A 12998-nucleotide genomic window follows, 5' to 3' on the forward strand; every position below is an offset into this window, starting at 1 on the left:
AGCACGCATGACTGACACCACCCGCGAGGACTTCCTGGACCTCAACCTGTTCCGGGGACTGGGGGAGGACCCGGTCTACCACCCGCCGGTGCTGGCCGACCGCCCGCGCGACTGGCCGCTCGACCGGTGGGCCGAGGCCCCGCGCGACCTCGGGTTCTCCGACTTCGCCCGCTACCAGTGGCGCGGCCTGCGCATGCTGAAGGACCCGGACACCCAGGCGGCCTACCACGACCTGATGGTCGAACTGCGTCCCCGCACGGTCATCGAACTCGGCGTGTACAGCGGGGGTTCGCTGGTCTGGTTCCGGGACATGGCTGAGCTGATGGGCTTCGACTGCCAGGTGCTCGGCATCGACCGGGACCTGTCGCGCTGCCAGATCCCCGAGTCCGAGATGAAGAACATCTCGCTGCGCGAGGCCGACTGCTCGGACCTGGCGACCTTCGAGCAGCTCCGCGACCTGCCGCACCCGCTGGTGTTCATCGACGACGCGCACGCGAACACCTTCAACATCCTGCGGTGGTCGGTGGACAACCTCCTGGCCGAGGGCGACTACTTCATCATCGAGGACATGATCCCGTACTGGTACCGGTACAGCCCGAAGCTGCTCACCGAGTACCTCGCCGCGTTCGCCGGGGAGCTGAGCATGGACATGGTCTACGCCAACGCCAGTTCGCAACTGGACCGCGGTGTGCTGCGCCGGTCGGCGCCGAAGGCGTAGGTGGATCGTGCCGACCGTGTCGAGTCCGCTGTACTACGCCGCCCCGCTGACCCCGGACGGCGGGGACGGGGACTGGTGCATCGACGCCGTGACCCGGCCACCGGAGGTGCTGTTCAACTTCCGCAAGGTGGGCGTGGAGACGACCATCACCGACCTGCGAGAGGGCTCGATCCGGCCGGCGCTCGACGAAACGGGGTTCGAGAAGGTCACCGCGCCCACCGGCGCGTCCCAGCGGGGCCTGCTGGACAGCGAGGAAGCCGCGCTGGAGCGGTACCGGCGGGAAACCGGTGAGCTGCTCCGGTCGCTCACCGGCGCGGCCGTGGTGGAGTTCTTCGACGCCACCCTCCGGCGGCAGGACGCGGCCGACGACCCGGCCGCGCAGTCCCCGCACCAGCGGGTGCACGTGGACCAGAGCCCGGGCAGCGCGCGGGCCAGGGCCGAGCGGCACCTCGGCCCCGGCCGGGAGTTCCGGCGGTTCCAGATCATCAACGTCTGGCGGCCGCTGCTCGAGCCGGTGCGCAACTTCCCGCTGGCGCTCTGCGACTACCGGTCGCTGGACCTCGCCGCCGACCTGGTGCCGACCCGGCTGGACTTCCCGGACTGGCTGAAGGACCGCGAGAACTACTCGGTCCGGCACAACCCCGCGCACCGCTGGTACTTCTGGGATTCGCTGACGCCGGAAGAAGCGCTGGTCTTCAAGTGCTACGACAGCGCGAGCCGCGGGCTGGCCATGGCCGGTGGCGAGCAGACCGGCGCCGAACTGCGCGACGTGGCGGGTCTCTGCCCGCACACGGCCTTCTTCGACGAGAACGGGCCGTCGACCGGCCACCTGCGCACTTCGCTGGAACTGCGCGCGCTGGCCTTCCACGAATGAACGACGAACAAGGAGCAGGGGAAATGTCGGACAAGACGGTACCGGTCTTCAGCATGGCCGAACTGCGCGACGGCTCGCGCCAGGACGAGTTCCGCGAGTGGGCCCGGCGCGGGGTCTTCTACCTCACCGGGTACGGCGCCACGGAACAGGACCACCGGGTGGCCACCGACACCGCGATGGACTTCTTCGCCCAAGGCACGGCCGAGGAGAAGCAGGCCGTGACCACGAAGGTGCCGACCATGCGGCGCGGGTATTCGGCGCTGGAGGCGGAAAGCACCGCCCAGGTCACCAACACCGGCACCTACACCGACTACTCGATGTCGTACTCGATGGGCATCGGCGGCAACCTGTTCCCGTCGGAGGAGTTCGAGTCGGTCTGGACGAACTACTTCGACCACCTGTACCGCGCCGCGCAGGAGACCGCGCGCCTGGTGCTGACCGCCGCGGGCACCTACGACGGCGAGGACCTCGACACCCTGCTCGACTGCGACCCGGTGCTGCGCCTGCGGTACTTCCCGGAGGTCCCGGAGCACCGCGCCGCCGAGTACGAGCCACGCCGGATGGCGCCGCACTACGACCTGTCCATCATCACCTTCATCCACCAGACCCCGTGCGCCAACGGTTTCGTCAGCCTGCAGGCCGAAGTGGACGGTGAGATGGTGAGCCTGCCGCACGTCGAGGACGCCGTGGTGGTGCTGTGCGGCGCGATCGCGCCGCTGGTCACCCAGGGCGCGGTGCCCGCGCCCAACCACCACGTGGTCTCCCCGGACGCGAGCATGCTCAAGGGCAGCGACCGCACCTCGAGCGTGTTCTTCCTGCGCCCGTCGACCGATTTCACCTTCTCGGTGCCCGACGCCAGGAAGTACGGCCTCGACGTCAGCCTCGACATGGAGACGGCGACCTTCGGCGACTGGATCGGGACCAACTACGTCACGATGCACGCGGTCACCTCGTAGCCACCGTGCCCGCGACCCCCGGCCCACGAGGCCGGGGGCGCGGTCCCGACCCTCGTCACGCGTTGGAGGAACGAATGCTCATCGTCGCGTTCAAACCGGGGCACGACGGTGCCGTCGCCGCGATCGGCGATCGCCGGTTGCTCTACTCGCTCGAATCGGAGAAGGACTCCCGGCCGCGGTACTCGCCGATCCTGGCCACCACCGTGCTCGACCTCGCCGAGCGGCTGGGCGAGGTGCCGGACGTGGTCGCCCTCGGCGGCTGGAGCGACCTGCGGCCCAACCGCATCTCCTACACCGGCGCCGGGTACTCGGGCATCGAAGAACCCACCGTGACCACCTCGCGTTTCTTCGGCAAGGAGGTGAAGTTCTTCAGCTCCACGCACGAACGGTCGCACATCTACATGGCGCTGGGCATGGCGCCGAGGGACGACAGCCCGGTCCAGACGGTGCTGGTCTGGGAGGGTGACGTCGGCGCCTTCTACGTGATCGACCGGCACCAGCGGATCACCCGCAAGGTCCAGGTGATGTCGGGTCCGGGCGCGCGCTACTCGTTCCTCTTCGGCCTCGCCGACGCCACTTTTCCCACCACCGGCGGGAAACCGCGGCTGAACGACGCCGGGAAGCTGATGGCGCTGGCGGCCTTCGGCGACTCCGCCGACGCGGACGCCGACATCACGCACGTGGTCGAGCGGATCCTCAAGCAGGACTCGATGTACCCGGCGCCGAAGGGCGAATACCGGGATTCGGTGCTGTACAACGCCGGGGTCGAGTCACCCGAGTGCAAGATCGCCGCCGCGCTGCTCACCGAACGCCTCTTCGAGACCTTCGCCGAGGTCGCCAGGCAGGAGATGCCCGAAGGCAGCCCGCTGTACATCTCCGGCGGCTGCGGGCTGAACTGCGACTGGAACAGCCTGTGGGCACAGCTCGGCCACTTCTCCTCGGTGTTCGTCGCGCCGTGCACCAACGACTCCGGCTCCGCGCTGGGCACCGCCATCGACGCGCTCACCACCTTCACCGGTGACCCGCACATCGACTGGAGCGTCTACAGCGGACTGGAGTTCGTCACCGACACCCAGCCGGACCCGGCCAGGTGGACCTCCCGCCCGCTCGACCACGATGAGCTTTCCGGCGCGCTGGCCGCCGGCCGGGTCGTCGCCTGGGTGCAGGGCCGCTGGGAGATCGGGCCGCGCGCGCTGTGCAACCGCTCGCTGCTGGCCGAGCCGTTCGGCGCGGTGACCAGGGACCGGCTCAACGAGATCAAGCAGCGCGAGGACTACCGCCCCATCGCACCCGTGTGCCGGGTCGAGGACCTGGGCAAGGTCTTCCACGAGGACTTCGAAGACCCGTACATGCTCTATTTCCGGCGGGTGCGCGAGTCCAGCGGCCTGCGCGCGGTGACCCACGTGGACGGTTCGGCCCGCGTGCAGACCGTGCGGGAATCGGGCAACCCGCAGATGCACCGGCTGCTCTCGGCCTTCGCCGCCCAGCGCGGTGCCGGCGTGCTGTGCAACACCTCGCTGAACTTCAACGGCGAGGGGTTCATCAACCGCATGTCGGACCTGGTGCTCTACTGCGAATCCCGCGGCATCCCGGACATGGTCGTCGGCGACACCTGGTACCAGCGTGCCGAGGGCTGATCCCGGCGCCAGACGGCCGTGAGCGCGAGCGTCCGGCGGCGGCCGGGCCGGCTCGACCACCGGGAACTCGCGAGCCGGATCGCCGACCTCGGCGGCCTGTACCTCGCGCCACCGGTGCGGTTGCTGGCACTGGAACTGGGCTCCCCGGCCGATCGGCCGGTGCTGCCGATGGACCCGGGCACGGCGAACCTGTTCGACCTGCTGGACGTGGCAGGCGGGCGGCGGGCGGTGGCGCGCCCGGCTGCCTGCCGTCAGTTCCTCACCCGGCTCCAGCACGCCGTGGCGCCCGAGCGCGACATCCACCTCATCTGCCTGGCGCCCCCGGAATCGGTGTTCCGGGACTGGCTGGCCGCCCACCCGCGCTTCACCGCTTCGTGCCCCGGCACCGAAGCACGCTGGGCCGACGAGGTCAGCCAGTGCCTGGGGCACCGGGGTGCCCGGGGGCTGCGGCGCCGGACCCGGGAGCTGGAAGCCGGGCTCCGGCGGTGGCAGCACACGCGGGAGCCCGCCTTCACCTGGCTCCCGGCCCGGCGGGAGTCGGTCAGCCCAGCGCGGTGACGGCCACGCGGGCGGCGTCGGCGAGCAGCGCGTCGGCCCGCTTGGCCCGCGGTTCCTCGCGGCTGGTCATCACGGCCATCACGATGGGCGCGCGGTCCGGCGGCCAGAGCACGGCGATGTCGTTGCGGCCGCCGTAGTAACCGCTGCCGGTCTTGTCCCCGACCACCCAGTCGGCGGGCACCCCGGCGCGGATCACCGTCCCGCCGGTGGTGTTGCGCCGCAGCCAGTCGGTGAGCAGGGCGCGGTCGTCCTCGGCCAGCGCGTCACCGAGCACGAACTGCCGCAGGTCGTGGGCGAGCGCCCGCGGGGTGCTGGTGTCGCGCACGTCCCCGGGCACGGCCGAGTTCAGCTCCGGTTCCCAGCGGTCGGCGGAGGTGACCTCGTCGCCGATGGCGGTCAGCGCGGCGTCCAGCCCCTGCGGGCCGCCCACGTGCTTGAGCAGCAGGTTGCCCGCGGTGTTGTCGCTGTAGCGCACGGCGGCGTCGCACAGCTCGCGCAGGGTCAGTCCGGTCGCGACGTGGTCTTCGGTGATCGGCGAGTTCTCGAGCAGTTCGTCCTTGCTGTAGCGGACGACCTCGTCGAGTTGCTGCGGGGTGGTGGAGTCGAGCACCGCGGCGGCGGCCAGCGCCTTGAAGGTGGACGCGAACGCGAAGCGCTCGTCGGCGCGGAAGGCCACGGACTCACCGGAGCCGGTGTCCACCGCGTAGAGACCCAGCCGGGCGTCGTACTGGGTTTGGAGCCGGGTGAACTCCTGCTCGACGGCCGGGTCGGGCGGGGTCGCCGCCGGACTGGGGGCCGCGCTGGGCGCGGCCGGGGCCGCCGGCGGGGTGGGCGGCGCGGGTTCCGGCGCCGCGGGCGCGCACGCGCCCAGCGTGAACGCGGCGGCGATCAGCCACGCGTGCCGCTTGGGAATGCTGAGCAATGATCCGGTCCTTCGGTAGTGCGGAACTGCCTTTCTCACACGGGGGATGAGTCACTATGGCACGGCGGTGACCGGGCGGTGCGCGGGCCGCGCGGCGAACCACCGAAAAGTGTCCCTGAGCTGGCAGTCTGCTTTACCGGGAATTCACCCGCGTTTTGTTCTTTTCCGCGGTGGGATTCGCCTTCGCGTGTATTCGGTGGTTTTCCGGCGTCAGGCCGTCCGCCGCCGCGCCGGGCTTTCGGCCATGGCGGTGACCAGGTCCTCGCGGGCCCTGGCCAGCCGGGACCGGATCGTGCCGACCGGGCAGCCGCAGACCGCCGCGGCATCCACATAGGACAGCCCGAGGGACTGGGTGAGCACGAACGCGTCCCGGCGCTCGGGCCGGAGCCCGGCGATGAGCTGGTGCAGGGCCACGCGGTCCTCGAACACGGGTGCGGTGTGCCCGGCACCTTCCGCGGCGGCCTGCCAGTCGGCCAGCACGGCCAAGCGTGGCCGGGACGCGGCGGAGCGGAGGTGGTCGGCGGCGACCCGCCGGGCGATCGAGAGCAGCCAGGTGCGCGCGGACGACTCACCCCGGAAGCGGCTCAGCCCGCGCAGCGCGCGCAGGTAGGTCTCCTGAGTGAGGTCGTCGGCGCTCTGCTGGTCGGTCAGTCCGGCCACGAAGCGGCGCACCTGCGGCTGCGTCGCCCGCAGGAACCGTTCGAAGGCAGGCTGATCGCCGCGTGCGGCGAGCCGCGCCCAGCGGGTGATCTCGGTGTCGTCCGTCGGCCTCACCCCTGGGGATACGGGTGCGGCGGGTGCCCGGTTGACCCCGGGCACAAAAAGGACCGGGCACAAAGCTGGGCACAAAAAAGGGGAAGGAGCTCCTGCTCTCTTCCCGTGCTCAAGGTATAGCGCACCCCGGGGCTTGCGGCAAGACCCCGTGCCTGCCCCACACTTCAGCGCTGTAGCCAGGACCCGCGGAAAGAGGAGTACCGAAGTGCGTGTGGAAGTCGACGTGATCATCGCGGGGGCCGGCCCGGCCGGGCTGATGCTGGCCGGTGAGCTGCGCCTAGCCGGGGTGCGGCCGCTGGTGCTGGAGCGGCACGCGGAGCGCTCGGAGGTGCCGAGGGCGAACGGCCTCGGCGGGCACATCCTGGAGATGCTGCGCTACCGGGGGGTGCTGGAGGAGTTCGAAGCGGCCAGCATCGGCATGGCGCACCCCGCGCCGAAGTACCCGTTCGGCGACGTGCACCTGGACTTCTCGAACCTGGCGGATCCGCCGCTGCGGGGCCTGTACCTGCCGCAGCAGCGGCTCGAGCGCCTGCTCGAGGAGCGGGCCGCCGGACTCGGCGCCGAAGTCCGCCGTGGACACGAGCTCACCGGGTTCACCCAGGACGACACCGCGGTGACCGTCCAGGTGACCGGTCCGGACGGGGCGTACGAGGTGACCGGGCGCTACCTGGTGGGGTGCGACGGCGGGCGCAGCCGGGTCCGCGAACTGGCCGGGATCGCCTTCCCCGGCACCACCTACCCGGAGGTCAACCGGCTGGGCCAGGTCACCTTGCCCGACTCGGTGACCACTTCGGACAACGGGGATCTCGAGGTGCCCGGGCTGGGCCTGGTCCGCGCCGGTTTCACCAGGACCGAGCGCGGGCTGTTCGGCTTCGGCTGGCTGAGTCCCGGGCTCGCGCTCATCCAGACCACCGAGAAGGAGCCCACCGAGATCGGGGAGGGGCCGCTGACCCTGGCCGAACTGGGAGACAGCATCGAGCGGGTGCTGGGCGGGAGGCTGCCGCTGGGCGAGCCGATCCGCTTGTCCCGCTACCAGTTCCAGGCACGCCAGGCCGAGCGCTACCGCAATGGGCGGGTACTGGTCGCCGGGGACGCGGCCCACCTGTTCCCGGCCACGGGCGTCGGGCTCAACGCGGGCCTGTACGACGCGGTCAACCTGGCCTGGAAGCTGACCGGGGAGCTCGACGGCTGGGCGCCGCCCGGCCTGCTGGACACCTACCACGGCGAACGGCACTACGCGGGCGCGCGGACGATGATGCACACCCAGGCCCAGGTGGCGTTGCGGCGGGGACTGGACCCGGCCGCCGACGCGCTGCGGGAACTGTTCCTGGAGATCGTCACCGACGAGCAGCCGTTGCGGCGCATCGGTTCCCTGCTCGCCGGTGCCGACCTCCGCTACCCGATGCCGGGTGCGGACCACGCGCTGGCCGGTGTCTTCGCCCCCGACCTGACCCTGCACACCGACCAGGGCACCACCAGCGTCGCGGAGCTCATGCACCCCGCCCGGCCGGTGCTGCTCGACCTCGCCGACCGCGCCGACCTGCGCGAGGTCGCCCAGGACTGGAAGGAGATCGTCGAGATCCGCACGGCGAAGGCGGAGGACCGCCCGGCCGACGCGCTGCTGATCCGCCCGGACGCCCACGTCGCCTGGGCCGCGGCCACCGGCGAACCGGCCGAGACCGCCGCCCCCGCCCTGCGGGCCGCCCTGACCACCTGGTTCGGCTGACGCCCGCCGCCACGCCGGCGGCCCGGAAAACGGTGTGCGGCAGGCCGGCGTGGTGGTGTTGGATCGCCGGTATGGCGATCGAGTTGGGCAAGCCGGGCCCGGACGGCCCGGACGGCCTGGACGGCGTGGTGGGCGTGCTGCGGGAGTGGCAGTACGACGGCGCGCCGATGCAGTTGCACCCGGGGGACGTGGGCTGGTTCTGGCGGTTCGGCGCGGAGGCGACGGCCGCGGCGATCCGGACCTGGAGCCGGGACGGGCGGGTGCTCGCCATCGGGCTGCTGGACGAACCCGACCTGCTGCGGCTGACGATCGCACCGGACGCCGTGCGGGACGAGGAACTGGCGCGGCGAGTGGCCGAGGACGCGGGTGAGCCGGAGCGCGGTGTGCTGCCCGCGGGCAAGGTGTTCATCGAGGCGCCCAGCGGCGCACTGGTGCAGGAGCTGTTGTCCGAGAGCGGCTGGGATGCCGACGAACCGTGGACGCCCCTGCGCCGCGACCTCACCGAGCCGGTGCCGGACCCCGGGGTGCGGATCGAGGTGATCGGGCCGGAGCAGGCGCACGTGCGGACCGCCGTCCAGCGGGCCGCGTTCGGCCGGTCCACCTTCACCGACGAGCGCTGGCACGCGATGGCGGCCGGTTCGCCGTACGCCGACGCCCGGTGCCTGGTCGCCTACGACGACCAGGACACCCCGGTGGCCACGGTGACGGTGTGGTCGGCCGGGCCGGGCAAGCCCGGGCTGCTCGAACCGATGGGCGTGCACCCGGACCACCGCGGCCACGGCCACGGCCGGGCGATCACCGTCGCCGGCGCGGCCGCGCTCCGGGACCTGGGCTCGGCTTCCGCGATCGTCTACACCCCGAGCCGCAACGCCGGCGCGGTCGCGACCTACCGGGCGGGCGGTTTCGAGGAACGGCCCGTGATGCGGGACCTCTGCCGATCCTGACCGTGGCGTCGCGGGGAACTCTTCCGCCGCGTCAGCCGCCGGTCAGCAGGACGTCAGCGGCGGCCGTGACCCTTGGGCACTATGACCTCGCTGGTAGCGGTATCCGCCTATCTGCCGTCGGCTGTGCCGATCGAGTCGCTGCAGGGCGAACTCGAGCTGACCGACGCGCAGTTGCGGCGCCTGCGCCGGTTCTACGGATTGTCCGAGGTGTGCCGCTCCGGCGAGTCCGAGGTGGAGACCCTGCTCGCCGCGGCCGGGAAACTGACGGCGCTCGCCGGGCAGGAGAAGCGCGTCCGCTACCTGGTGCGCGCGAAGACCATGCCCGGTGCGACGCCGTACCCGGTGAACCCGATGCTCGAGGTGCGCGAGGCGCTGGGCCTGTCCCAGGCGACGATGTTCACCCTGACCGACCACGCCTGCGCCTCCGGCCTGCTCGCGGTCGACCTCTGCGGCACGCTGCTCGCCGCCGACGGGGATCCGGACGCACTGGCGCTGGTCCTGTGTGGTGAGAAGGCGTTCACGCACACCGCGCAGGTGATCCCCGACGTCGCGATCATGGGTGAGGCCACCGCCGCGGTGCTGGTCGCGCCCGGCGGTGACCGCGACAGGGTGCTCGGGTTCGCCACCGCGACCCACGGCGGCCCCGGCGGCGCGGTGATCCTGTCCGATGAGGAGGCCACCGAGTTCCGCCAGATCTACCCCGACGCGCTGGCCGAGGTCACCCACGCGGCGGTCGCCGAGGCCGGGCTGCGGCTGAGCGACATCGACCTGGTCCTGCCGCACAACGTCAACCGCGTCTCGTGGATCCGCGCGGGCGGCGCGCTGGGCCTGCCGAAGGAGAAGATCTTCCTCGGCAACGTCGGGTCCACCGGGCACTGCTTCTGCGCCGACCCGTTCCTCAACCACGCCACGGCGACCAGCCTCGGCCTGCTCACCCCGGGGTCGAACTACCTGATGGTCTCGGTCGGCCTCGGCTCGACCTTTTCCGCCATGGTCTGCCAGCACTAGCCAACCCCCAGAAGGAGTTCCGAGCATGACTGCTGAGTTCGAGGTCGGCGGGATCGGCATCACCGAACTCGCCGAGCGCTACGGCACGCCGGCGTTCGTCTACGACGGCAACGAGCTGGGTTCGCGGCTGGACGGGTTGCGCGCACGGCTGCACCCGGAGCTGGAGATCTTCTTCTCGCTCAAGTCCAACCCGAACGTGTCGATCTGCGCGCTGCTGCACGCCCACGGCGCCCGCGCGGAGGTCTCGTCGATGGCGGAGCTGCTCACCGCGCGCCGGGCCGGGGTCGCACCGGAGAACATCATCTTCCTCGGGCCGGGCAAGAGCCGCGCCGAACTGGCCGCGTGCCTGGACGAGGGCATCTACACCGTCGTCTGCGAATCCTTCGGCGAGCTGTCCACTTTGGACGAACTGGCCGCCGAAAAGGGCATCGTGGTACCGGTGTCGTTGCGGGTCAACCCGAGCTTCGCGGTCAAGGGTTCCGGGCTGACCATGGGCGGCAAGCCCCGCCAGTTCGGCATCGACGAGGAGCAGCTGTTCGCCGCGGGGGGCCTGGCCGAGCGCCATCCGCACGTCCGGCTGATGGGCGTGCAGGTCTACATGGGCACGCGCATCCTCAGCGAGGACCCGATCGTGGAGAACACGCGCCGGATCTTCGACCTCGCCGAACGCCTGTCCGCGCACCTGGGTTTCCCGCTGGAAATGGTGGACATCGGCGGCGGCCTCGGCATCGCCTACTTCGACGGTGAACGCGATCTGGACCTGGACGTGCTGGCCGCGGGCCTGAACCCGGTGCTGGCGGACTTCGCCGGACGGCACCCGGCGACCCGGCTGGTGATGGAACTGGGCCGGTTCCTCACCGCGGTCTCCGGCACCTACGTCGTCCGCGTCCGGTACGTGAAGACCTCGCTGGGGCAGAACTTCGCCGTCACCGACGGCGGCACCAACCACCACATGGCCGCGGTGGGCATCGGGTCCTACGTCAAGCGCGACTTCCCGATGCGCCTGCTGAACCGGTACGACGAGCCCGCGCGGGAGAGCTGGCACGTGACCGGGCCGCTGTGCACGCCGAACGACGTGCTGGGCAAGAAGATCGCGCTGCCGCCGGTCCGCCCCGGCGACCTGCTCGGGGTGTTCCGCTCCGGCGCCTACGGCCCGACGGCCTCCCCGGTGCTGTTCCTGAGCCACGGCTACCCCGCCGAAGTACTGGTGCACAATGGACAGTCCTATTTGATCAGTGAGCGCGATCGGCCCGCGGACCTGATGCGCCGCCAGCACCTGCACCACGTCGCGGGCCTGGCCGCCGCCGGGCTGGAGGCGTAGCGGTGTACCGGACCGCGGCCCCGACTCGGCCGGCCACGACCTGCCTGCGGCTGGGCAAGGTGCTCCACCGCGAGTTCCCGGCGGGGGAGCACCGGATCGACGTGCCCGAGTTGTACCGGTACTTCGCCGACCTGACACGCGGGTACGGCATCGGGCACGGGCAGGAAGACGTGGATCGGGCACGCGGCAACACGTTCACGTCGATGGCGCACGCGCTGCTCGACGGCGAACTGTCCGCCGGGGAGCCGATCGACCTGGCGATCGTCGCGCACGCCACGCCGGACTTCGACCCCCGCCTGTCCGCCGCGGTCAGCCTGACCGCCGTGCTGCCCGGCGGGCCGCTGGTGTTCTCGTTGTCCGGCCAGGGGAGTTCGGTGGCGTTCACCGCGTTGCGGGTGGCCGCGGCCCACGCCCGGCGGCACGGCAGCCGCCGGGTGCTGGTGCTGGTGGCGGACCAGACGGGAATGCCGTACGAGAGCGACCGGCCGGTGCGGGATGCCGCGGTGGCGTTGCTGCTGGAGGCCGGTGAGCGCGGCTTGGACGTCCGTACCCGGCCCGGTGTCGCGCCCGAGGCGGTGCCCGGGGCGCTGGCTGATCTATTGGCTGAGCTCCCGGAGCCCGCCACGGTGATCGCCGGGCGGGGCGTCGGGCCGCTGGCCGGTGCGCGGGAGGTGGCGCCCGGCTTCCCGGCCACCGGCCTCTGGGCGGCGCTCGCCGAGCAGGGCCTGGCCTCGCCGGTGCTGCTGGCCGACCACGACCCGGTGCACCGCGACCTGAACGTGTGCGTGGTGACCGGCGCGGGGTCCCCGGTCCTATGATGGGTGCCGTCCTGGCAGCCCATCGGAAGAGGATCGCGTGCGTGTCGTGATTGGCGAGGACCAGTTCCTGCTGCGGGACGGCCTGGTCCGGCTGCTGGAGGCGCACGAGTTCGAGATCGCCGCCGCCGTCGGCAGCGGCCCGGACCTGCTGGAGGCACTGGTCGGCGAACGCCCGGACGTGGCCGTGGTCGACATCCGCCTGCCCCCGTCGTTCACCGACGAGGGCCTGCGCGCGGCCATCGAAGCCCGACGCCGGATCCGCGGGCTGCCGGTGCTGGTGCTCTCGCAGTACGTGGAACGCCTGTACGCCAACGAATTGCTGGCCGACGGCGTCGGTTCGATCGGCTACCTGCTCAAGGACCGGGTCTTCGACGGCGACCAGTTCATCGACGCCGTCCGCCAGGTCGCCACCGGAGGTACGGTGATGGACCCCGAAGTCATTTCGCGGCTGCTGAACCACAACACGCGCGACGCCGGCCTGGACTCACTCACCGCGCGGGAACGGGATGTGCTCAAGCTGATGGCGGAAGGCCGGTCGAACAGCAGCATCGCCGGCGCCTTGTTCGTTTCGGAAAAAGCCGTTTCGAAGCACATCAACAACATCCTCGCAAAGCTGCACCTACCCCAGTCAGAAGACGACAACCGCCGAGTACTCGCCGTCCTGGCCTACCTAAAACACTAACCCCCGAACCCCACGTTCAGGCACCCGAGTTCCACGTTCAGGAAGCCGAACTCCACATTC

Annotated in this window: 13 protein-coding genes; 11 read left to right on the top strand and 2 right to left on the bottom strand. The window is 71.3% G+C overall.

The window, feature by feature from the left end:
• The first annotated feature begins 7 nt into the window (after positions 1–7).
• The 5 genes from L3Q67_RS29060 (at position 8) to L3Q67_RS29080 (ending at position 4743) form a co-directional block, all read left to right on the top strand.
• Positions 8–718, top strand: a complete 711-nt coding sequence (locus tag L3Q67_RS29060) for a class I SAM-dependent methyltransferase (RefSeq protein ID WP_499184614.1) — start codon at positions 8–10, stop codon at positions 716–718.
• Positions 719–734: 16 nt separating this feature from the next.
• Complete coding sequence (locus L3Q67_RS29065) at positions 735–1592, top strand: CmcJ/NvfI family oxidoreductase (protein WP_499184615.1); 858 nt, start codon at positions 735–737, stop codon at positions 1590–1592.
• Positions 1593–1615: 23 nt separating this feature from the next.
• Positions 1616–2548: a 2OG-Fe(II) oxygenase family protein gene (locus L3Q67_RS29070; RefSeq protein ID WP_499184616.1), complete on the top strand. Its 933-nt coding sequence runs from the start codon at positions 1616–1618 to the stop codon at positions 2546–2548.
• 74 nt (positions 2549–2622) lie between these two features.
• A complete protein-coding gene (cmcH, locus tag L3Q67_RS29075; RefSeq protein ID WP_499184617.1) occupies positions 2623–4185 on the top strand; it encodes a 3'-hydroxymethylcephem-O-carbamoyltransferase in 1563 nt (520 codons plus the stop codon).
• 18 nt (positions 4186–4203) lie between these two features.
• Positions 4204–4743 (top strand): hypothetical protein, encoded by a 540-nt coding sequence (locus L3Q67_RS29080; protein WP_499184618.1) that lies wholly within the window; start codon positions 4204–4206, stop codon positions 4741–4743.
• On the opposite strand, the gene bla is transcribed toward L3Q67_RS29080, so the two are convergent.
• Positions 4727–5635: a class A beta-lactamase gene (gene bla, locus L3Q67_RS29085; RefSeq protein ID WP_499191672.1), complete on the bottom strand. Its 909-nt coding sequence runs from the start codon at positions 5633–5635 to the stop codon at positions 4727–4729. The genes L3Q67_RS29080 and bla overlap by 17 nt on opposite strands.
• 240 nt (positions 5636–5875) lie before the next feature.
• The gene (locus tag L3Q67_RS29090) at positions 5876–6439 is read right to left on the bottom strand and encodes a sigma-70 family RNA polymerase sigma factor (RefSeq protein ID WP_499184619.1); all 564 of its coding nucleotides are present in this window, start codon (positions 6437–6439) and stop codon (positions 5876–5878) included.
• A 205-nt stretch (positions 6440–6644) separates the two neighbouring features.
• Here L3Q67_RS29090 and L3Q67_RS29095 point away from each other — a divergent pair, with 205 nt between their 5' ends.
• The 6 genes from L3Q67_RS29095 to L3Q67_RS29120 all read left to right on the top strand — a co-directional run bounded on the left by L3Q67_RS29095 (position 6645) and on the right by L3Q67_RS29120 (position 12938).
• A complete protein-coding gene (locus L3Q67_RS29095) occupies positions 6645–8165 on the top strand; it encodes an FAD-dependent monooxygenase (RefSeq protein WP_499184620.1) in 1521 nt (506 codons plus the stop codon).
• A gap of 71 nt (positions 8166–8236) precedes the next feature.
• Positions 8237–9109 carry a GNAT family N-acetyltransferase gene (locus L3Q67_RS29100; protein WP_499184621.1) on the top strand — a complete coding sequence of 291 codons (873 nt, stop codon included), beginning with the start codon at positions 8237–8239 and terminating at the stop codon, positions 9107–9109.
• 81 nt (positions 9110–9190) lie between these two features.
• Positions 9191–10117 carry a beta-ketoacyl-[acyl-carrier-protein] synthase family protein gene (locus tag L3Q67_RS29105; RefSeq protein WP_499184622.1) on the top strand — a complete coding sequence of 309 codons (927 nt, stop codon included), beginning with the start codon at positions 9191–9193 and terminating at the stop codon, positions 10115–10117.
• Between the two features lie 25 nt (positions 10118–10142).
• The gene (locus tag L3Q67_RS29110; protein WP_499184623.1) at positions 10143–11438 is read left to right on the top strand and encodes a type III PLP-dependent enzyme; all 1296 of its coding nucleotides are present in this window, start codon (positions 10143–10145) and stop codon (positions 11436–11438) included.
• A gap of 2 nt (positions 11439–11440) precedes the next feature.
• Positions 11441–12256 (top strand): beta-ketoacyl-[acyl-carrier-protein] synthase family protein, encoded by an 816-nt coding sequence (locus L3Q67_RS29115; protein ID WP_499184624.1) that lies wholly within the window; start codon positions 11441–11443, stop codon positions 12254–12256.
• Positions 12257–12293: 37 nt separating this feature from the next.
• Positions 12294–12938 carry a response regulator transcription factor gene (locus tag L3Q67_RS29120; protein ID WP_499184625.1) on the top strand — a complete coding sequence of 215 codons (645 nt, stop codon included), beginning with the start codon at positions 12294–12296 and terminating at the stop codon, positions 12936–12938.
• The last annotated feature ends 60 nt before the right edge of the window (positions 12939–12998 follow it).

It is taken from the genome of Saccharothrix sp. AJ9571, assembly GCF_021725495.1.
GTDB lineage: Bacteria > Actinomycetota > Actinomycetes > Mycobacteriales > Pseudonocardiaceae > Amycolatopsis > Amycolatopsis magusensis.

What these genes read in the sequence shown, in the direction of transcription:
- L3Q67_RS29110 (WP_499184623.1), top strand. Translation starts at nt 10,143, where the DNA reads ATGACTGCTGAGTTCGAGGTCGGCGGGATCGGCATCACCGAACTCGCC.
- L3Q67_RS29060 (WP_499184614.1), top strand. Translation starts at nt 8, where the DNA reads ATGACTGACACCACCCGCGAGGACTTCCTGGACCTCAACCTGTTCCGG.
- L3Q67_RS29105 (WP_499184622.1), top strand. Translation starts at nt 9,191, where the DNA reads ATGACCTCGCTGGTAGCGGTATCCGCCTATCTGCCGTCGGCTGTGCCG.
- cmcH (WP_499184617.1), top strand. Translation starts at nt 2,623, where the DNA reads ATGCTCATCGTCGCGTTCAAACCGGGGCACGACGGTGCCGTCGCCGCG.
- L3Q67_RS29100 (WP_499184621.1), top strand. Translation starts at nt 8,237, where the DNA reads ATGGCGATCGAGTTGGGCAAGCCGGGCCCGGACGGCCCGGACGGCCTG.
- L3Q67_RS29070 (WP_499184616.1), top strand. Translation starts at nt 1,616, where the DNA reads ATGTCGGACAAGACGGTACCGGTCTTCAGCATGGCCGAACTGCGCGAC.